The 17,190-nt window shown below is 71.4% G+C and carries 18 protein-coding genes; 10 read left to right on the forward strand and 8 right to left on the reverse strand.

All coding sequences use genetic code 11. From position 1 onward, the window contains the following. Positions 1 to 18: 18 nt before the first annotated feature. The 3 genes from CLV56_RS01610 (at position 19) to CLV56_RS01620 (ending at position 2,108) form a co-directional block, all read left to right on the forward strand. Positions 19 to 738, forward strand: coding sequence for an ABC transporter permease (locus CLV56_RS01610; protein ID WP_039368777.1), 720 nt, complete (start codon positions 19 to 21; stop codon positions 736 to 738). 91 nt (positions 739 to 829) lie between these two features. Then, positions 830 to 1,669, forward strand: coding sequence for an alpha/beta fold hydrolase (locus CLV56_RS01615; RefSeq protein ID WP_039368779.1), 840 nt, complete (start codon positions 830 to 832; stop codon positions 1,667 to 1,669). Positions 1,670 to 1,673: 4 nt separating this feature from the next. Further along, positions 1,674 to 2,108 (forward strand): DUF4260 family protein, encoded by a 435-nt coding sequence (locus CLV56_RS01620; RefSeq protein WP_039368783.1) that lies wholly within the window; start codon positions 1,674 to 1,676, stop codon positions 2,106 to 2,108. A 7-nt stretch (positions 2,109 to 2,115) separates the two neighbouring features. On the opposite strand, the gene CLV56_RS01625 is transcribed toward CLV56_RS01620, so the two are convergent. After that, on the reverse strand, positions 2,116 to 2,529 hold the full coding sequence (locus tag CLV56_RS01625) for a nuclear transport factor 2 family protein (RefSeq protein ID WP_100414285.1): 414 nt from the start codon (positions 2,527 to 2,529) through the stop codon (positions 2,116 to 2,118). Between the two features lie 103 nt (positions 2,530 to 2,632). Further along, complete coding sequence (locus CLV56_RS01630) at positions 2,633 to 3,112, reverse strand: winged helix-turn-helix transcriptional regulator (protein ID WP_039368786.1); 480 nt, start codon at positions 3,110 to 3,112, stop codon at positions 2,633 to 2,635. A 54-nt stretch (positions 3,113 to 3,166) separates the two neighbouring features. On the opposite strand from CLV56_RS01630, the gene CLV56_RS01635 reads away from it, so the two are divergent. From CLV56_RS01635 to CLV56_RS01655, 5 genes are all read left to right on the forward strand, one after another. Continuing rightward, positions 3,167 to 4,528, forward strand: coding sequence for an MFS transporter (locus CLV56_RS01635; protein WP_039368789.1), 1,362 nt, complete (start codon positions 3,167 to 3,169; stop codon positions 4,526 to 4,528). Further along, positions 4,525 to 5,319: an acyl-CoA thioesterase domain-containing protein gene (locus CLV56_RS01640; protein ID WP_100414286.1), complete on the forward strand. Its 795-nt coding sequence runs from the start codon at positions 4,525 to 4,527 to the stop codon at positions 5,317 to 5,319. Before CLV56_RS01635 ends, CLV56_RS01640 begins: the two co-directional genes overlap by 4 nt. A gap of 103 nt (positions 5,320 to 5,422) precedes the next feature. Further along, positions 5,423 to 6,061 carry a hypothetical protein gene (locus CLV56_RS01645; protein ID WP_039368792.1) on the forward strand — a complete coding sequence of 213 codons (639 nt, stop codon included), beginning with the start codon at positions 5,423 to 5,425 and terminating at the stop codon, positions 6,059 to 6,061. A gap of 11 nt (positions 6,062 to 6,072) precedes the next feature. Further along, complete coding sequence (locus CLV56_RS01650; protein WP_100414287.1) at positions 6,073 to 6,582, forward strand: hypothetical protein; 510 nt, start codon at positions 6,073 to 6,075, stop codon at positions 6,580 to 6,582. A 357-nt stretch (positions 6,583 to 6,939) separates the two neighbouring features. After that, positions 6,940 to 8,148: an oxygenase MpaB family protein gene (locus tag CLV56_RS01655; RefSeq protein WP_039368898.1), complete on the forward strand. Its 1,209-nt coding sequence runs from the start codon at positions 6,940 to 6,942 to the stop codon at positions 8,146 to 8,148. A 39-nt stretch (positions 8,149 to 8,187) separates the two neighbouring features. Here CLV56_RS01655 and CLV56_RS01660 read toward each other — a convergent pair whose 3' ends face one another. From CLV56_RS01660 to CLV56_RS01670, 3 genes are all read right to left on the reverse strand, one after another. Continuing rightward, on the reverse strand, positions 8,188 to 9,390 hold the full coding sequence (locus CLV56_RS01660) for a TetR/AcrR family transcriptional regulator (RefSeq protein ID WP_039368901.1): 1,203 nt from the start codon (positions 9,388 to 9,390) through the stop codon (positions 8,188 to 8,190). 131 nt (positions 9,391 to 9,521) lie between these two features. Continuing rightward, on the reverse strand, positions 9,522 to 10,553 hold the full coding sequence (locus tag CLV56_RS01665) for an NAD-dependent epimerase/dehydratase family protein (protein ID WP_245857511.1): 1,032 nt from the start codon (positions 10,551 to 10,553) through the stop codon (positions 9,522 to 9,524). 70 nt (positions 10,554 to 10,623) lie between these two features. Next, complete coding sequence (locus CLV56_RS01670) at positions 10,624 to 11,805, reverse strand: zinc-dependent alcohol dehydrogenase (RefSeq protein WP_039368801.1); 1,182 nt, start codon at positions 11,803 to 11,805, stop codon at positions 10,624 to 10,626. Here CLV56_RS01670 and CLV56_RS01675 point away from each other — a divergent pair. Then, on the forward strand, positions 11,771 to 12,655 hold the full coding sequence (locus CLV56_RS01675) for a TIGR03557 family F420-dependent LLM class oxidoreductase (protein ID WP_281254171.1): 885 nt from the start codon (positions 11,771 to 11,773) through the stop codon (positions 12,653 to 12,655). The two genes, CLV56_RS01670 and CLV56_RS01675, sit on opposite strands and share 35 nt — an antisense overlap. 62 nt (positions 12,656 to 12,717) lie before the next feature. Then, positions 12,718 to 13,329 (forward strand): flavodoxin family protein, encoded by a 612-nt coding sequence (locus CLV56_RS01680; RefSeq protein WP_039368906.1) that lies wholly within the window; start codon positions 12,718 to 12,720, stop codon positions 13,327 to 13,329. A gap of 48 nt (positions 13,330 to 13,377) precedes the next feature. On the opposite strand, the gene CLV56_RS01685 is transcribed toward CLV56_RS01680, so the two are convergent. From CLV56_RS01685 to CLV56_RS01695, 3 genes are all read right to left on the reverse strand, one after another. Continuing rightward, on the reverse strand, positions 13,378 to 13,968 hold the full coding sequence (locus CLV56_RS01685) for a DNA polymerase ligase N-terminal domain-containing protein (RefSeq protein WP_039368804.1): 591 nt from the start codon (positions 13,966 to 13,968) through the stop codon (positions 13,378 to 13,380). A 364-nt stretch (positions 13,969 to 14,332) separates the two neighbouring features. Further along, positions 14,333 to 16,123 carry a thiamine pyrophosphate-requiring protein gene (locus CLV56_RS01690; protein ID WP_039368807.1) on the reverse strand — a complete coding sequence of 597 codons (1,791 nt, stop codon included), beginning with the start codon at positions 16,121 to 16,123 and terminating at the stop codon, positions 14,333 to 14,335. Between the two features lie 73 nt (positions 16,124 to 16,196). Beyond that, complete coding sequence (locus CLV56_RS01695; RefSeq protein ID WP_039368810.1) at positions 16,197 to 17,144, reverse strand: TIGR03557 family F420-dependent LLM class oxidoreductase; 948 nt, start codon at positions 17,142 to 17,144, stop codon at positions 16,197 to 16,199. Positions 17,145 to 17,190: the final 46 nt, after the last annotated feature.

The following is a 17,190-nucleotide window of genomic DNA, read 5'->3' on the forward strand; positions in this document are numbered from 1 at the left end:
CCACGAGAGGAACGACCCATGCTCGAGATCGCTCGCAGCGAGCTGATCCAGATCTTCCGGAACCGGCTCGTCCTCGTGACCGGGCTGGTCATCCCGTTCGTCGTCAGTGCGTTCTTCGTCTACCGCCACGAGTTCTTCACCGAGGAGGCGAGCCTCGGCTACATCGCGGCGATCGTGGTCTTCACCGTGATGGCCTTCGGGCTGTACGCGACCGCGGTGACCACGCTGGCCTCGCGTAGGCAGAACCTCTTCCTCAAGCGGCTCCGCTCCACCGCCGCCTCGGACTCCGGGATCCTCACCGGCCTGGTTCTTCCCCTCACGGTCATCTCGCTCCTCCAGGTGGTCGCGATCCTGGCCGTCTTCGGTGTGGTCGCGAGCAGCCCCGCGCAGGTGCCGCTGCTGGTGGTGGCCATCCTGGCGTCCGTCGTCATGATGGTCGCGCTGGCCCTCGCCACGGCGGGCCTCACGACGTCGCCCGAGCACGCGCAGGTGACCACGCTGCCCGTGAGTCTCGGCATCATCGCGGTGGCCAGCTGGGTGGGGATCGCGGGGACCGACGAGCTCACCCTCCTCAAGCGACTCCTCCCCGGCGGGTCGGCGACCGAGCTGGTCGTCGACGCCTGGAACGGCGGAGTCGCCCTCGCCGACTCGTTGCCCCTGCTGGTCCCCACCCTGGCGTGGGTGCTGGTTGCTGTGGCCCTGGCAGTCCGGCTCTTTCGCTGGGAGCCGCGCCGCTGACCGAACGGGACACAGCGCGGGGTCGCGGGGCCGGTGTCGCGCGCCGAGACTCGGAGACAAGAGACCAACGAGCACACCGAGAGGAACCATCATGGGACTCATCACCGTCGGGGAAGAGAACACCACCCCGATCGAGCTCTACTACGAGGATCACGGAACGGGCCAGCCCGTCGTCCTCATCCACGGCTACCCCCTGAACGGCCACAGCTGGGAGCGTCAGGCACGCGAGCTGCTCGCCGAGGGATACCGCGTCATCACCTACGACCGCCGCGGCTTCGGCCGCTCCTCGAAGGTCGGCTCCGGCTACGACTACGACACGTTCGCGGCCGACCTCGACACCGTGATGGAGACCCTCGACCTCCGCGACGTCGTGCTGGTGGGCTTCTCCATGGGCACCGGAGAGCTGGCTCGGTACGTCGCACGCCACGGCCACGAGCGGGTCGCGAAGCTCGCGTTCCTCGCCTCGCTCGAGCCCTTCCTCCCCGTCCGCGACGACAATCCCGACGGCGTACCGCAGGAGGTCTTCGACGGCATCCAGGCAGCGGCGAAGGACGACCGCTACGCGTGGTACTCGCAGTTCTTCTCCGACTTCTACAACCTGGACGAGAATCTCGGCGAACGCATCAGCCAGGACGCCGTCACCGCCAGCTGGAACGTCGCGGTCTCCAGTGCACCGGTGGCGGCCTACGCCGTCGTCGACTCCTGGATCGAGGACTTCCGGGCGGACGTCGAGTCGGTCCGCGAGAGCGGGAAGCCCACCATGATCCTGCACGGCACGGCCGACAACATCCTTCCCATCGACGCCACCGCCCGACGGTTCCGCCAGCTGCTGCCCGACGCGACCTACGTCGAGATCGAGGGCGCGCCGCACGGGCTGCTGTGGACGCACGCCGACGACGTCAACGCGGCCCTGCGCGCCTTCCTCGGCTGAGCCGATGCCCACCCAGATCCGGGTCACCCAGCGGCTCGAGGCGGGTGCGGCCGCTCTCCTCGCCCTCACCGCGGCCGTCGTGCTGTATCCCGGCTGGTGGTGGGTGGTCCTCGCGGCGTTCCTCGCCTTCGACCTCTCGATGCTCGGCTACCTGCGGTCGTCCGCCGTCGGCGCCACGACGTACAACCTGGTCCACAACTTCGTCGCCCCCGCCGTGGCTGCGGTTGCCGCGGTCGTCGTGGCACCGGCGGATCCGGTCGCCTCGACGGCCGTCGGCGTCGTCGCGTGCGCGTGGGCCTTCCACGTCGGCGTCGATCGCGCTCTCGGGTACGGCCTGAAGCTGCCGGACTCGTTCAGGAGCACCCATCTCGGCGCGATCGGCACGACCCCGTCGGCGAGACGGGGTCGTGCGGCGCGACCACGCGAGGGCTCTCTCTGAACGCCGGTCAGCCGCCGGCAGCGAACAGCGCGTCGGTCGCGCGCGAGTCGGCGTACTCCTCGAAGCGGGCGATCCGCCCGTCGCGCACCGTCACCACGAGGCAGGACGCGATCCGGACGGGCTCGCCCTCCGGGTTCGTCCCGACCGTCCGGGACTGGACGACCCACCCGCCGTCGAAGATCCGCACCCGTACGTCCTCGACCCTCAGGTCTGCCCCGTCGGCCACCCGACGGGCACGCGACGGCGTCCGCTCGATCGCCGCCTCCCACTCCCCCGTGTTGTGCCAGGTGCTGACGGCGTCGGCGTACACGTCCTCCGGCGCGCGCCGGCCTGCGAGGAACGCCGGCAGCCACCGGCGCGCGAGCGCCTCGGCCTGGGCGATCCCGGCAGGGTCCGGCCTCTCGATCACGGCCTCGGTCATCGGTCCTCCCACCGGATGCGTCGTCGGCGCACGACCCTAGCGCCTCAGCCGCGGCCGTACGGCCGTACGGCCGTCGACGCCTCGTGCGGACTCTGCCTCCTGCTCACCCGTCGTCGGTCAGCAGGATCCCGCCGTCCGGAGCACCCGGCCCGTGCCGGAGCGACACCTCCGACCGCTGCAGCGCCTCACCGCACCCCGAGCACATCAGCTCGGCGTGCACGACCTCGCCGCAGGTGTCGTGCACGAGCTCGACCGGGGCGCCGTCGGGTGCGAGCCAGCGGTCGCCCCACTGCAGCAGCATCGTCATCACGGTCCACAGCTCGCGCCCCATCTCGGTGAGGACGTACTCGTGCCGGACCGGACGGTCGGAGTACGGGACCTCCTCCAGCACGCCGCGCTCGACCAACGTCTGCAGCCGGGTCGCCAGGACGTTCCGGGCGATCCCGAGCCGGCTCTGGAACTGCTCGAAGCGGCGCACCCCCATGAGTGCGTCGCGCAGGATCAGCGGGGTCCACCACTCGCCGACGATCTCCAGGCTCTGGGCGATCGAGCAGTTCATGTCCTCGAAGCTGGTGCGGCGCATGCCGCCAGCCTAGTGCGTTGCTTCAAACAACGCACTAGGTCTAGTGTGCGTTGCATGACACAACTGACCACTCCTCGACCAACGGCACAGCGGCTGGTCCTGCCGATCGTGGCCGTCGGCGTCCTGCTCTCCGGATTCGACCTGTTCATCGTCAACGTCGCGCTCGGCGACATCGCCGCCGCGATGGACGTCGCCGACCTCTCCGACCTCTCCTGGGTGCTGAACGCGTACACGATCGCGTTCGCCGCCCTGCTCGTCCCGGCCGGCCGGATCGGCGACCTGATCGGCGCCCGACGCGGTTTCCTCGCCGGTCTCGCGCTGTTCACGGCGGCGTCCGCCCTGTGTGCCGCGAGCCCGACCCTGGCGAGCCTGGTCGCGTTCCGGGTCGTGCAGGCCGTCGGCGCGGCGCTCATGATCCCGTCGTCGCTCGGCCTCGTGATCGCCACCGCACCTCCCGAGCGCCGCGCGGGCTCCGTACGACTGTGGGCGGGGCTCGGCGGGCTCGGCGCGGCGCTCGGACCGGTGGTCGGCGGACTGCTCGTGCACGCCGACTGGCGGTGGGTGTTCCTGATCAACATCCCGGTCGGCGTCGCGGCGCTGGTGATCGGGATGCGGGTCCTCCCCCAGACCCCACGGCACCCGGACCGCCGGCCGGGCCTCGCGGGCGCGCTCGCGCTGGTCGCCACCGTGGCAGCGCTCGTGACCGCGCTGGTGAACGGGCCGGAGTGGGGCTGGTCGTCGCCGGCCACGCTCGGCCTGTTCGCGCTCGCCGCCGTCGGGGTGGGCGTGAACGGGCGGCTGATCGTACGGTCCGCCTCGCCGATCGTCGACGTCACGCTTCTGCGGGTGCCTCAGTTCGCGGCGATGAGCACGAGCCTCTTCGTGTTCCACGTCGCGTTCGGCGCGATGCTGCTGTCCGCCGTGCTGTGGCTGCAGGACGTCTGGGGCTACTCGGCCCTGGAGACGGGCCTGGGCATCGCGCCGGGTCCGCTGCTGGTGCCGTTCGTCGCGGTCGGCGCCGGGCGGGTGGTCGCGCAGATCGGTGCACGACCGACCGTCACGGCCGGCGCCATGGTGTTCGCCACGGGCGTGGCGGCGTGGGCCCTCCTGGCCGACGGCGCGGGAAGCTACGTGACGGGGTTCCTACCCGGGATCCTGCTCACCGGGATCGGGGTCGGGCTCACGGTCCCGACCGCCGTCGCGCTCGGATCGGGCGACCTGCCACCGACACGGTTCTCGACCGGCTCCGCCGTCTTGACGACCGCACGCCAGATCGGGATCGCCGTCGGAGTCGCGATCGTGGTCGCCGTCCTCGGCAGCGCGGCCGGGACCGACGCGTTCCGGGCGGCCTGGTGGGTCACCGCCGTGGTCGCCGTGCTCGCCGCAGGCACAGCCGTCGAGCGGAGGCGCGCATGACCACCCTCGCCGCCCCGACCCTCTCCGACGCGCTGGCCCGCACGGGCGAGGTCGACCTGCGGGCGTTCCACGGGTTCGGCGGACTGCACGGCGGGCTCACGACCGCGCTCCTGCTGCGCGCGATGCGGAGCGCAGCTGCTCGGGCGCTCAGGCCCGTCGAGGTCACCGCGCACCTCGTCCGGCCGATCACCGAGAGTCCGCAGCTCGACACCGCGATCGCCCACACGGGCCGCGCCCTCACGCTCGCGTCCGCCGCCGCCACGAGCGGCGAGCGCCCGGCCGCCCACGCGACCGCAGTGCTGGCTGCACCGCTCGACCCACGGGCGCCGGGAGGGCCGGCCGCGTGGGCCGAGCCGCGACCGACCGACGTACGGCCGGTGGCGAACGCCGAACGCTTCGCGATCCCCCCGGAGCTCGTCCCGATCGCCACGCGCTTCGAGATCCGTCCCGCGACCGCGCGCCTGCCGTTCTCCGCCGCGGACGCACCCGAGCTGTGCGCGTGGATCCGCCTGACCGATCCCGTCGAGGACCCGTGGGAGCGCCTGCTGGTCCTGGCGGACGCGCTCGCCCCCTCGTACGCGGCGGTGCTGGCGGCACCGCGACCGGTCCCGACGGTCCGGACGAGCGTGCGGTTCGTGCCCGAGGCAGCGACCACCGTGTTCGACTGGGTCCTCGTCCGAGCCACGACGACCCACGCAGGGGCGGACGGCTGGCTCACCGAGACGATCCACGTCTGGTCACCCGACGGCACGACGCTGGCGACGGCGTCGCAGCTGCGGCTGCTGGTCTGAGCAGGCTCGGCCGGTCGGTCGTCGTGGAGAAACCCAGCGGCCGGCCGGCCGGGCCGCCAGACTGTCCCTCGACGGCGTGGTGCGAACGGCGAGGGGGACGACCGTGGACGGTGGACAGGCGCGTCTGTGGATCGACGCCGCGGCGGACGTCGTCCAGATCGTCGCCATCGCCGTCGGCGGCGTCTGGACGTACTGGAAGTTCTTCCGCGGTCGCACGTTCCACCGCCGTGGACAGCTGACGGTCGACGCCCGGCTCCACACCTTCAGCGGCGAGCCTGCGCTGGTGGTCCGGCTGGCGTTCACCAACGCCGGGCTGTCCAAGGTCGACCTGACCTCCCCACCCAACGTGCTGGTGACGCGCCTGACCAGCGGAGCGTGGGACGACGGCCCGGCGGTCTGGTCGCCGCCGGCGCCGGACGACCGGGCCGAGGAGGCTGACGGCTCTCCGGCCACGCCGTCGCGGGCGACGCGGGACGAGCTGGTCGCCCACACGGTCACGCTGCTCGAGACCCAGGAGACCGTCGAGCCGGGCGAGACGGTCGTCGACGAGCAGGTCTTCGTGCCGCCCCTGGCCGACCGCGGCGGGCTCACCGTCGCGTACCGCCTGCGCGCGGCGTTGATGACGCGACACGGGCGGCGACGCCGGCCCATGATGTGGACCGCGTACACGGTGGTCCCGGCCGAGGCGCTGCGGCCGGTCGCCCCCACCGAACCGGCGCCTGCGACCGAGAGCGAGGCCTGACGATGCCGCACATGGGCCCGAACGAGATGCAGGCGAAGCTCGAGGCGTCCCGGGCAGCCGAGGCGCGGGCGGCGCGGCTGGCGCGGGAGCACGACGAGCTGCGCGGGCCGCTCGCCAAGGCCGCGGAGCGTGGGCTCGGTGACCTGATGGACTCGGTGCACGCCACGCTCGGCCCGTACTTCCATGCCGTCGCACCCTTCCGCGGCTCGCTCGCGTTCTTCGACTCGTCCTCGCGGGCGGTCCTGCGGGTCCGGCCCGACGGGCACCCGGACGGCCTGCCGTTCGAGATCGACCTCCTCGCGACGGCAACGGCCCTGCGGCTGGACACCGGGGAGCTCGAGTCCGCACTGCCCGCGCTCGCACCGACGAGCACCGCCGGCTGGTACGCCGGGGTCCTCGGCGACGACGCAGCGATCGCGCCGTTGCGCGGACTGCTCGGCGGGCGCGAGGCGCGGGAGCACGCCGAGCACATCCAGGCGGCCATCCAGTTCGACGCGATGGACGACCCCTTCCTGCCCTGAGCGATCAGCCTGCCCTGAGCGATCAGCCTGCCCTGAGCGATCAGCCTGCCCTGAGCGATCACCGCCGCACCGGAGCACGCACGAAGTGAATCCTTCTGCTCGTTCTTTCTGATCTCGCTGAAGGATCATCCGCTCCTTGGCGAACGGGCCGTCCGGGCGCCGATCGTTGTCTTTTCAGCGTTCTAGCCCACCCTGTCGGCAGGAACACACGCGTGCATCTCGGGGTTGCGTGATGTCGCTCACACCTCTATGTTAATGGCGAATCACACAAATGGTGGATGGTTGCGGGGACCGGAGCAGCGAGCACGATCGCGGCGGCGGTGATGCCCATCCCCTTCTGGAGGAGAGGTGGATCACGTGCCCGAGATCAACAGACGCCGTGTGCTCACGGTAGGAGCCGCGCTCGGACTCGCGAGCGTCGTCAACCCGTCGGCCGCCTGGTCCTGGTCGCCGTCGGCGTCCGTGTCCGGAAGCGGCTCGGGAGTCGACCCGCAGTGGGTGTGGGACGACGACATCGACCGGATCATGGCCTCGGTCATCGACAACGGCCAGGTCCCGTCGGTGAACAACGCCATCGAGTCGTGGGTCCACAACCACCAGCCCGTGCCGTCCGGCCTCCCGCCGGAGCTCGCCGCGTTCCTCGAGGACGCCACGCAGCTGCCACCGTGGGCCGACGTCGCCAAGCTCCGCCGCGCAGCCGACTTCAACCGCCGCAAGGACACGTACCTCTTCATGATCTACGGGATCGGCGGCGGGATCATGAGCACGGTGATCCCCCGCGAGGCCCGCTCGGTCTACTGGTCGAAGGGCGGCGCCGACATGCAGGACCGCGCGGCGAAGACCTTCACGTTCGGCTACGACCAGAGCGACATCAACGCCTTCGAGCCGAACGGCGAGATGCTCGTGACGGCGAACAAGACCCGGATGGTGCACGCAGCGGTCCGCCACATGCTGCCGAACTCTCCGTACTGGAGCGCGGTCGCCGACGAGGAGATCCCGATCAGCAACGCCGACATCCTCGTCACCTTCCACAGCACCGGGACGTTCGCGCACAAGAAGCTCAAGGACTGGCGCGTCCCGATGTCGCCGGCCGACGAGGAGGCGTTCCTGCACCTGTGGCAGGTCTCGCTCCACCTTCTCGGCGTGCGGGACGAGTACATCCCGGCCACCTGGGCCGCGGCCCACGCCCAGTCGGAGCAGGTCCTCACCCCGATCCTCGCCCCCACGCCGGAAGGCAAGGAGCTCGCGGAGGTGCTGCTCGGGCTCACGGCGCAGATCGACCTCGGGGTCACGCGCGGGTTCCTCAACGAGTTCGTGCGCTACCAGCTCGGCAACGACGTGGGCGACTGGCTCGGGCTGCGCCGCGACTACGTGTCCGCCGGGGTGATCCGGGCGGGCTGGCCGACCTACATCGCCTTCCGCGAGGGACTCCTGCCGATCATGCCCCGCACGTTCTACATGTTCGACCAGTTCGTGCGCGCCATCGCCATGGCGTTCCTCAACCGGGGCGAGTCCGGCACGACGACGGCGATCACGATTCCCGACATGAACCGACCGGGCGTCTGACCGTCGTCGGCGGGTGGGTCCGAGCCGTGCTCGGAGAGGCTAGGGCCCACCTGCCGGCAGTCGGTCCCCCGGCATCCCCAACGCCGAGACCAGCAGCGCGGTGACCGTGCGGCGGTGCTCGTCGGTGTCCTCCCAGTGCAGCCGCCGGCCGGCCTCCACGACGACTCCCAGCCCGGCGTGGACCAGCACCCGCGCCTGCCGGCCGTTGAGGTCCTGCCGCACGGCGCGCAGCTGCTGCTCCCAGATCGCGATGTGCTCGCGCTGCGCCAGGATCAGCGGACGCTGGAGCTCGGCGGGGAGACCGGCCAGCTCCGCCTCGGCGACGCTCGTGAGCGCGCGGTGCTCGAAGCTGTACGCGACGTAGGTCGCCGCGAGCGCGACCACGGCGTCCTCGGGATCGGCACAGCCCGTGAGCGCCTGCTCCACCGCCTGCGACAGCAGACCGGCAGCCTGCATGCACGCCGCGGCCAGGATGTCGACCTTGCCGGGATAGTGGCGGTAGATGGCCGACGGGACGATCCCGACGGACTCGGCGATCCGGCCCAGCGAGACGTTCGCGAACCCGTCGCGCTCGAACAGCGGGATCGCTGCCGCCAGGATCTGCGCGCGACGGGTCCTCGCGACCGGCTGCGCCGGAACCCCCACCGCCGACGACGGCGCCGCCCGACGCAGGTCCGCCTCCACGACCCGGGTCGACGCCTCGACCAGGAGGGCCTCGGCCCGCTGCGAGGAGATCCGGGTCCGGTGGGTGGTGATCGACCCGATCGCGCCGAGCGCAGCCGCGGCCCGCAGGTGACCGTCGGAGACGGCGTGCTCGGCCTGCACCGCGACCGCCACCCGGTCGAGGACGTGCCCGAACTTGCGGCGCAGCACCCGCCGGTCGTCGGCGTTCAGGTAGCGCGCCTCCCACCGGTACACGCCGCCGGTGTCACGGTGGGCGATCGTCACCCGGGTCGCCGCGATCATGAGCTCCTCGACGCTCGCGTCGTCAGGCAGCGCATCGAGGGCCTCGACGAGTCCGTCGGCCATGAAGTTCGCGCACTCGCTGAAGAGGGCGTACTTGTTCGGGAAGTGCCGGTAGAGCGCCGGGGCGGTGATCCCGACCCGGAGGGCGATCTCCTCCATCGAGGCCGCGTGGTAGCCGCGCTCGTTGAAGACCCGCCCGGCCGCGTCGATGATGAGCTGCCGACGGTTCCGCGGCCGGGTGGGCGCGGTGGACGCCGGGGTGGGTTCGGTGCGCAACGGGGTCACACCGTCCCCAGGCCCGGCAGCAGCTTCATGGCGCCCAGTCAATCACCTGCCGGAGGCCGCCGACCACGAACCGCCGCAGAAGACGCGGGCCCGGCACCGGCGGACGCCGAAGCGGAGCACGATCAAGGCCTGCGCCGCTGAGCGACCGGGCCCCTCCGCCATGCCCGGCGCACACCGTCGAGGACGGTGCGTGGGCGCAGAACCGGGCTGGGTCCGTGGTCGGCCGCCGCGAGGCCCTCGATCATCTCGGCCAGCACCGACGGCGCCGTGTGCGCGGGAGCCCAGCCGAGCACGCTGCGGGCCCTCGAGGTGTCGAGGATCGGCACGGTGGCCGCGAGATCGACCCATCCGGGGTCGACCCCCTGGAGGCGCGCCCGCCAGGACAGGTCCGCGACCGCGCGCAGCACCGGCATGGGGACGTGCAGAGGCACGGCATCGAGTGCCGTCGCGACGTCGTCACGGCTGAGGACCGGATCGGCCGCGAGGTTGAAGGGACCCGGCGCCTCCGACTCCAGAGCACGGGCGATCGCCTCGGCCACGTCGTCGGCGTGGACGACCTGCAGCGTGAGGTCCCGGTCCAGCGGCAGCACCGGAACGCGACGCAGGACGGCCGCCGGCACCACGGTGGGAAGGAAGTACCGCAGCTGAGCGGACCCGGCGGAGGACTGGCCGATGATCCCCGGTCTCATCCGGGTCACGATCGTCTCGCTGCGCGCCTCGAAGGCGTCGAGCAGCCGTTCCGCGGCCACCTTGTGCCGGCTGTAGGGCGAGGAGGAGATCCCGGTCGTGGGCCAGTCCTCGGCGACCGGAGCCCGGTCGCGGCGCGGGGCGTACGCACCGATCGACGACTGGTGCACCACGTGCCGCACCCCGGCCTCGCTCACCGCGTCCAGCATCCTGCGAGTTCCACCGACGCCCAGGCTCTCCAGGTAGTCGGGCCGGTGCGTCGGCTGGAACCCCCAAGCCAGGTGCACCACGGCGTCCGCGCCTCGGAACGCGTCGACCAGCACCTGGTGGCAGTCGCGCGACAGGTCGGCCACGACCCAGTCGATCGGCTGGCCCCCCGGTCTGCGGACCACGCCCACGACGTCGTGGCCGGCCCGACGCAGTCGTCGCACGACCGCGCTGCCCACGTTCCCGCTGGCTCCGGTCACCGCGATCCTCACGACCGCGTCCCGTCGTCGAAGGGCCAGGCCCGCCGCCGTGCCGTGGGGCGGGTCGCCGTCACGGCTTGAACACGACCTTGACCATCCCGTCCTGCTTCTCACGGAAGCTCGCGTACGCCTGGGGCGCGTCGTCGAGCGGGAGGCGGTGGGTGGCGAACTCCTCCACACCGAGAACGTCGTCGTCGCGCCCCAGCAGATCGAGGATGTCGTCGGTCCACGCCCGCACGTTCGCCTGGCCCATCCGCAGCTGCACCTGCTTGTCGAACAGCTGCATCATCGGCATCGGGTCGGCAGCGCCGCCGTACACCCCCGAGATCGAGATCGTGCCGCCACGCCGGACCGCGTCGACGGCCGTGTGGAGCGCGCCGAGCCGGTCGACTCCGGCCTTCGTCATCACGGCGGCCTGGGCGCTCTTCGGCAGCAGGCTCAGGCCCTTCTGGGCGAGCTCCGCGACCGGCGACCCGTGAGCCTCCATCCCGACGGCGTCGAGGACGCTGTCGGCGCCGCGGCCGTCCGTGAGCTCCCGCACCCGCTCGGCCACGTCGTCGCAGGCCGCGAGGTCGATGGTCTCCGCGCCCCGCGCCACGACCCGGGACAGCCGCTCCGGCACGCGGTCGACCACGATCACCCGGACACCCCGCTCGAGAGCGATCCGCGCTGCCATGTCACCGATCGGGCCGGCACCCAGCACCAGCAGCGTCCCGCCCTCGGGCACGGAGGCGTACTCCACGCCCTGCCACGCGGTCGGCAGGACGTCGGAGAGGTAGAGGAAGCGCTCGTCCGGCGGCCCCTCCGGCACACGGACCGGGAGGAAGTCGGCGAACGGCACGCGCAGGAGCTCGGCCTGCCCGCCCGGCACCTGCCCGTACAGGCTGCTGTAGCCGAACAGGCTCGCCCCCGTCCCCTGGTCGCGGTTCTGGGTGGTCTCGCACTGGCTGTGGAGGTTGCGCTCACACATCCAGCACGAGCCACAGCTGACGTTGAACGGCACCACGACGCGGTCGCCCACCGTGAGGTCCCGAACCTCCGGGCCGACCTCCTCTACGACGCCCATCGGCTCGTGCCCGACGATGTCGCCCGGGGTCATGAACGGAGCCAGCGGGTCGTACAGGTGCAGGTCCGAGCCGCACAACCCGGTGCTCGTGACGCGTACGATCGCGTCCGTCGGCTGCTGGATGACGGGGTCGGGGACCTCCTCGACCCGCATGTCCTTGCGTCCCTGCCACGTGACGGCCTTCATCTCGTACCTCCTGTTGGTGGTCGGACGACACTCCCGTACCCACCGAGGCGGCAGACGATTCGGCCGGTCCCGACATTCGACGCATCGATGCCCGACCCTGCGCTACCACCCAGCGATCGTGGCGCAGAAGGCCGCGACGCTCCAGATCCTCGCCGAGGGACGGTTCGTCCTCGGTCTCGGCAGCGGGGAGAACCTCAACGAGCACGTCGTGGGTGAGCGCTGGCCGGCGATCCGGGACCGTCACGCCCAGCTGGCCGAGGCCGTCGGCGTGATTCGGTCCCTGCACACCGGGGAGCTGGTCGACCACCGCGGCGAGTACTTCCAGGTCGACTCGGCGCGGATCTGGGACCTGCCGGACGATCCCGTCGAGATCGGCATCGCGGTCGCGGGAGGCCGTGCGATCGAGACCTTCGCGCCGCTCGGCGACCACCTCATCGGGGTCGAACCCGACCCGTCCCTGGTCACGAGGTGGAACGACGTCCCCGACGCCCCGCGGGTCGGCGACGGAGCGCGCGCGATCGGCCAGATCCCGATCTGCTGGGACCCCGACGAGGAGACGGCCGTGAAACGCGCACACGAGCAGTTCCGATGGTTCGCCGGTGGTTGGTCGGTGAACGCCGACCTGCCGACACCGGCCGGATTCGCCGGCGCGACCCAGTTCGTCAGGCCCGAGGACGTCGCCGCGTCGATCCCGTGCGGGCCCGACCTGGACCGCGCTGCCGACGCGATCCGCGCGTACGTCGACGCCGGGTTCACCGACGTCGCGATCGTCCAGGTCGGCGACGAGGACCAGGACCGCTTCCTCGACGAGGCGGCCGGTCCCCTGCTGGAGCGTCTGCGGTCGACGTGACGGTCGCTCTGCCCGACGGTGCCGCACGCATGATGCCGTCGGCTGGCGGGTACCCCGGTGCCATGAGCAACTCACTGAAAGCGCTCGTCCTCGTGTGCACGCTGAAGCCCTCACCGGCGCCGTCGAGCTCGGACCTGCTCGGTCGTCAGGTGCTCGACGAGCTGGAGCAGCTCGGAGTGACCGGCGAGGTCGTGCGCGTCGTGGACCACGACGTGAGGTTCGGTGTGAGCACGGACGAGGGCGACGGCGACGCCTGGCCGCCGATCCGGGCCAAGCTCCTCGACAGCGACGTCCTGGTCGTCGCGACCCCCATCTGGCTGGGACAGCCGTCGTCGGTCTGCAAGATGGCGATGGAGCGCCTCGACGCCGAGATCAGCGAGACCGACGAGCAGGGCCGCATGCTCACCTACGACAAGGTGGCGCTGGTGGCCGCCGTCGGCAACGAGGACGGCGCCCACCACGTCGTCGCCGAGGTGCTGCAGTGCCTCAACGACACCGGCTTCAGCATCCCGCCCAACGCCGGCACGTACTGGGTCGGTGAGGCGATGGGATCGACCGACTACCGAGACGTGGACCCGTCCCCGTCCGCCACCGTGCAGAGCACACGCGACGCCGCGCTCGCGGCCACGCACCTCGCGACGCTCCTCCAGCAACGGCCGTACCCGCCGAGCTGACGGCCGGCGTGATGCACGAGACCCGGCCGACCGCACGTCCTCACTCGCTCACTCGTCCTCCAGGTCCTCGTTCGTGCGGCCGGTCAGCACCGACTCGTTCTGCGTCGAGGTCGGGCGCCGGCGGCGATCAGCACCGTCGTCGTCGATCTTGACGAGGATCCACTGCTCCTTGCCGTCCCGTGAGCCGGTGCGGGTGAGGGCGAACGCCCCGGTGAGCTTCGAGCCGTGGAGCCTCACCTTGAGATGCCCCGCCCGTACGGCAGCGTCCGCGTCGATCGGCTCGCCGTCCCGTTGGGTCAGGCTCTCGTACGGGCCGGTGTCCCACACGATCACGGTGCCCTCGCCGTAACCCTCCCCGATCCGACCCTCGAAGTCCGCGTAGTCGAGCGGATGGTCCTCGACGCGCACCGCGAGCCGCTTCTCCCGCGGGTCCACGGAGGGTCCCTTCGGTACCGCCCAGGACACGAGCACCCCGGCGATCTCGAACCTCAGGTCGAAGTGCAGGCGCGAGGCGTCGTGCCGCTGGACCACGAACACGGGCCGGTCGTCCGACGTCGGGGCGCTGCCTTTCCCGCTCGGTTCGCCCGAAGCGTCGGTGTCTCGCTTGTCGCGATACGCGTGCAGCTTCTCGTCGGTCATGGCGACCGCCTTCCTGCGGCGGGCAGTTCGTTCGACATTCCGTGGCGCCAGCCTCGCACGGCCGTCCCGTCCGGGCTGGTCGCCACCGGATCTCTCGAGGCGACGCATGCCCGGGCGTCCGACGGGGTACTGGGGAGGTGATCGCGGGGGTCGGGACCGGGTGTCGGAGTCTCCCGCTCCAGCATCCGGTCCCGCGCATCAACCAGAAGGACGAGGACGTGCGAAGCCGGCCGGCCGCCTCGGCGGCTGACCACCCAGGACGGCGACGCCCGGAGGGGTCGGGCGCCGCCCCGTATGACCCCCGGCCCTACGCGGAGCCGGGGGTCATACGCTGGTGCGGCGCGCCCGACCGCAGGGGCGCGGCTCACCCGTCGCGGTCCGGCAGCAGTTCCTGGGCCTTCGTCTTGATGCCCTGCTTGATGACGCCCCAGCGGGACGAGTCACCCTTCGCCAGCGCTGCGGCGAGATTCGTCATCTGCTCGAGGTCGGCGTGCGGCGGGATCGGCGGCACGTCGGCGTCGCAGTGCACGTCGAGGACGAACGGCCGATCGGCCGACAGCGCCGTCTCCCACGCGCCGGCCAGGTCATCGGGATCGGTGACGGTGGCCGAGCCGAGTCCGATCGACGCCGCGAAGTCGGCGTAGGACATCGACGGGAGCGCCTGCGACTCGACGAAGGTCGGCGTCCCGCCCATCGCACGGAGCTCCCAGGTCACCTGGTTGAGGTCGTCGTTGTGGAGCACGGCCACGACCAGACGCGGGTCGTCCCACTCCTCCCAGTACCGTGCGACCGTCAGGAGCTCGGCCATCCCGTTCATCTGCATCGCGCCGTCACCCTCGAAGGCGATCGCCGGTCGGTCAGGATGCGCGAACTTCGCTCCGATCACGTACGGCACGGCCGGTCCCATCGTCGCGAGCGTGCCGGACAGCGACCCGCGCATCGAGGCGCGCATCCTGATCTGTCGGGCGTACCAGTTGGCGGCCGACCCGCTGTCGGCGGCGACGATCGCGTCGGGCGGCGCCTGGGCGGAGAACTCGCTGAAGAGCCGCATCGGGTTGATCGGGTCGGCATCGACCCGGGCCTCGGCGTCCATCACCTCCCACCACCGCGCGACCTTCTCCTCCAGGTCGCGGCGCCAGCCGCGGTCCTCCTTGTGGTCCAGCAGGGGGACGAGCGCTCGCAACGTAGCGGCGGCGTCGCCGACGAGATTCACCTCGTACGGGTAGCGCATCCCGATCATGGTGGGGTCGATGTCGATCTGCACCGCTCGGGCCTGGTCCAGCTCGGGCATGAACTGCGTGTACGGAAAGCTCGACCCGACGGTCAGCAGGGTGTCGCAGTCACGCATCATCTCGTAGCTCGGTCGGGTGCCGAGCAGGCCGATCGAGCCGGTGACGAACGGCAGCTCGTCGCTGAGCACGTCCTTGCCGAGCAGGGCCTTCGCCACGCCGGCGCCGAGCAGGTCGGCGACCCGGACGACCTCGTCGGCAGCCCCACGGGCACCCTGCCCGACCAGCATCGCGACCTTCTCCCCGGAGTTGAGGATCTCGGCCGCGCGACGGACCGCCTCGTCGTCCGGCACGGCTTCGGGCCAGCTGATGCCGAGGCTCGACGGCACCATCTTGAAGGCATGCTCGGGCGGCTGGTAGTCGAGCTCCTGGACGTCGTTGGGGATGATGATCGCGGTCGGCGCCCCCCGTCCCATCGCGACGCGCATCGCACGGTCGAGGACGTTCGGCAGCTGCTCGGGGACGGTCACCATCTGCACGTAGTCGCTGGCGACGTCCTTGAACAGGCTGAGCAGATCGATCTCCTGCTGGTAGCTGCCTCCCATCGCCGTGCGGTTGGTCTGGCCGACGATCGCGACGACCGGGACGTGGTCGAGCTTGGCGTCGTACAGGCCGTTGAGAAGATGCACCGCACCCGGACCGGAGGTCGCCATGCACACCCCCGGCCGGCCGCTGAACTTCGCGTAGCCGACCGCCTCGAAGGCCGACATCTCCTCGTGCCGTGCCTGGATGAAGCGTGGCCGGTCGTCGGCGCGGGAGAAGGCGCCCAGGATCCCGTTGATCCCGTCGCCGGGATAGCCGAAGACCTGGTGCACCCCCCACTCCCGCAGGCGCTCCAGCAGATGGTCGGAGACAGTCGTCGTCATCGCTTCCTCCTCGTGGTCTCGGATGAGGGCCTCGTGGCGTCGGACGGCGCCTCGGCAGGCTCCGGGCGGCGGGTCATGAGACCTCCGGGAGCACCTTCTGCCCGTAGAACTCGATCATCTCGAGGAAGTGCGGACCCATGTTCGCGATGTAGAGCTCGTCGTAGCCGGCGTCGGCGTACGAGCGGATCTGCTCGAGGTGCTGGGCCGGGTCGTTGCCGGCGACGACGGACTCGCGGGTGGAGTCGATCGTCACGAGCTGCGTGGCCTGCTCGAAGTGCTCCGGTGTCGGCAGGATCTGCGCCAGCTCCCCCGGGAGCCCGGCGTTCGGCCAGAGCCGGTACGCGTGCTCCCACCCCTCGTCCTGGGTCTGCGCGTACGCGACCTTCGCTCCTGCCTGGGCCGGCTTGCCCGACGACCCCTCCTTGAAGCGTGCGACCAGCTCGGCGTCCGGCGACGTGCTGATGTAGCCGTCGCCGATCCGTGCCGCCAGGTCGGTCGCCTTCGGGCCGAAGCCCGAGACGTAGATCTCCGGCGGAGTGGCCGGGACGTTGTAGAGCCTGGCGTGCTCGACCGTGTAGTGCCGACCGCGGAAGGTGACGACCTCGCCGGTGAACAGCCTCCGGATCAGCTCGAGCGACTCCTCGAGCATCTCCAGCCGTACGTCCGCGGTCGGCCAGGCGCCGCCGAGAATGCTCTCGTTGAGCGCCTCACCGGACCCGACCCCGAGCCGGAAGCGGCCGTCCAGCAGCACCCCCGAGGTCGCCGCCGCCTGGGCGACGATCGCCGGGTGCACGCGCACGGTGGGGCAGGTGACCGCAGTCGTCACCGGCAGGTTGCAGACCTGGCTGATCGCTCCGATCACGCTCCACACGAACGGGCTGTTGCCCTGCTCGTCGTTCCAGGGGTGGAAGTGGTCGCTGATCCACAGTCCGCTGAAGCCCGCCTCCTCCGCCGCGCGCGCCTGCGCGAGCAGGTCGGCCGGCCCGTACTCCTCGGTGGACAGGAAGTATCCGACACGCATGGGTGCCTCCTCACCTCGTCGACACCCCGGCTGTACCCAGCCCGAG

The sequence above is a fragment of the Mumia flava genome (genome assembly GCF_002797495.1).
GTDB lineage: Bacteria > Actinomycetota > Actinomycetes > Propionibacteriales > Nocardioidaceae > Mumia > Mumia flava.

Bases quoted from the DNA above. Each gene is read 5' to 3' on its own strand.
- CLV56_RS01635 (WP_039368789.1), top strand. From the start codon at position 3,167: ATGACACAACTGACCACTCCTCGACCAACGGCACAGCGGCTGGTCCTG.
- CLV56_RS01680 (WP_039368906.1), top strand. From the start codon at position 12,718: ATGAGCAACTCACTGAAAGCGCTCGTCCTCGTGTGCACGCTGAAGCCC.
- CLV56_RS01675 (WP_281254171.1), top strand. From the start codon at position 11,771: ATGTCCTTGCGTCCCTGCCACGTGACGGCCTTCATCTCGTACCTCCTG.
- CLV56_RS01670 (WP_039368801.1), bottom strand. From the start codon at position 11,805: ATGAAGGCCGTCACGTGGCAGGGACGCAAGGACATGCGGGTCGAGGAG.
- CLV56_RS01695 (WP_039368810.1), bottom strand. From the start codon at position 17,144: ATGCGTGTCGGATACTTCCTGTCCACCGAGGAGTACGGGCCGGCCGAC.
- CLV56_RS01630 (WP_039368786.1), bottom strand. From the start codon at position 3,112: ATGCGCCGCACCAGCTTCGAGGACATGAACTGCTCGATCGCCCAGAGC.
- CLV56_RS01640 (WP_100414286.1), top strand. From the start codon at position 4,525: ATGACCACCCTCGCCGCCCCGACCCTCTCCGACGCGCTGGCCCGCACG.
- CLV56_RS01620 (WP_039368783.1), top strand. From the start codon at position 1,674: ATGCCCACCCAGATCCGGGTCACCCAGCGGCTCGAGGCGGGTGCGGCC.
- CLV56_RS01650 (WP_100414287.1), top strand. From the start codon at position 6,073: ATGGGCCCGAACGAGATGCAGGCGAAGCTCGAGGCGTCCCGGGCAGCC.
- CLV56_RS01690 (WP_039368807.1), bottom strand. From the start codon at position 16,123: ATGACGACGACTGTCTCCGACCATCTGCTGGAGCGCCTGCGGGAGTGG.
- CLV56_RS01685 (WP_039368804.1), bottom strand. From the start codon at position 13,968: ATGACCGACGAGAAGCTGCACGCGTATCGCGACAAGCGAGACACCGAC.
- CLV56_RS01615 (WP_039368779.1), top strand. From the start codon at position 830: ATGGGACTCATCACCGTCGGGGAAGAGAACACCACCCCGATCGAGCTC.
- CLV56_RS01610 (WP_039368777.1), top strand. From the start codon at position 19: ATGCTCGAGATCGCTCGCAGCGAGCTGATCCAGATCTTCCGGAACCGG.
- CLV56_RS01625 (WP_100414285.1), bottom strand. From the start codon at position 2,529: ATGACCGAGGCCGTGATCGAGAGGCCGGACCCTGCCGGGATCGCCCAG.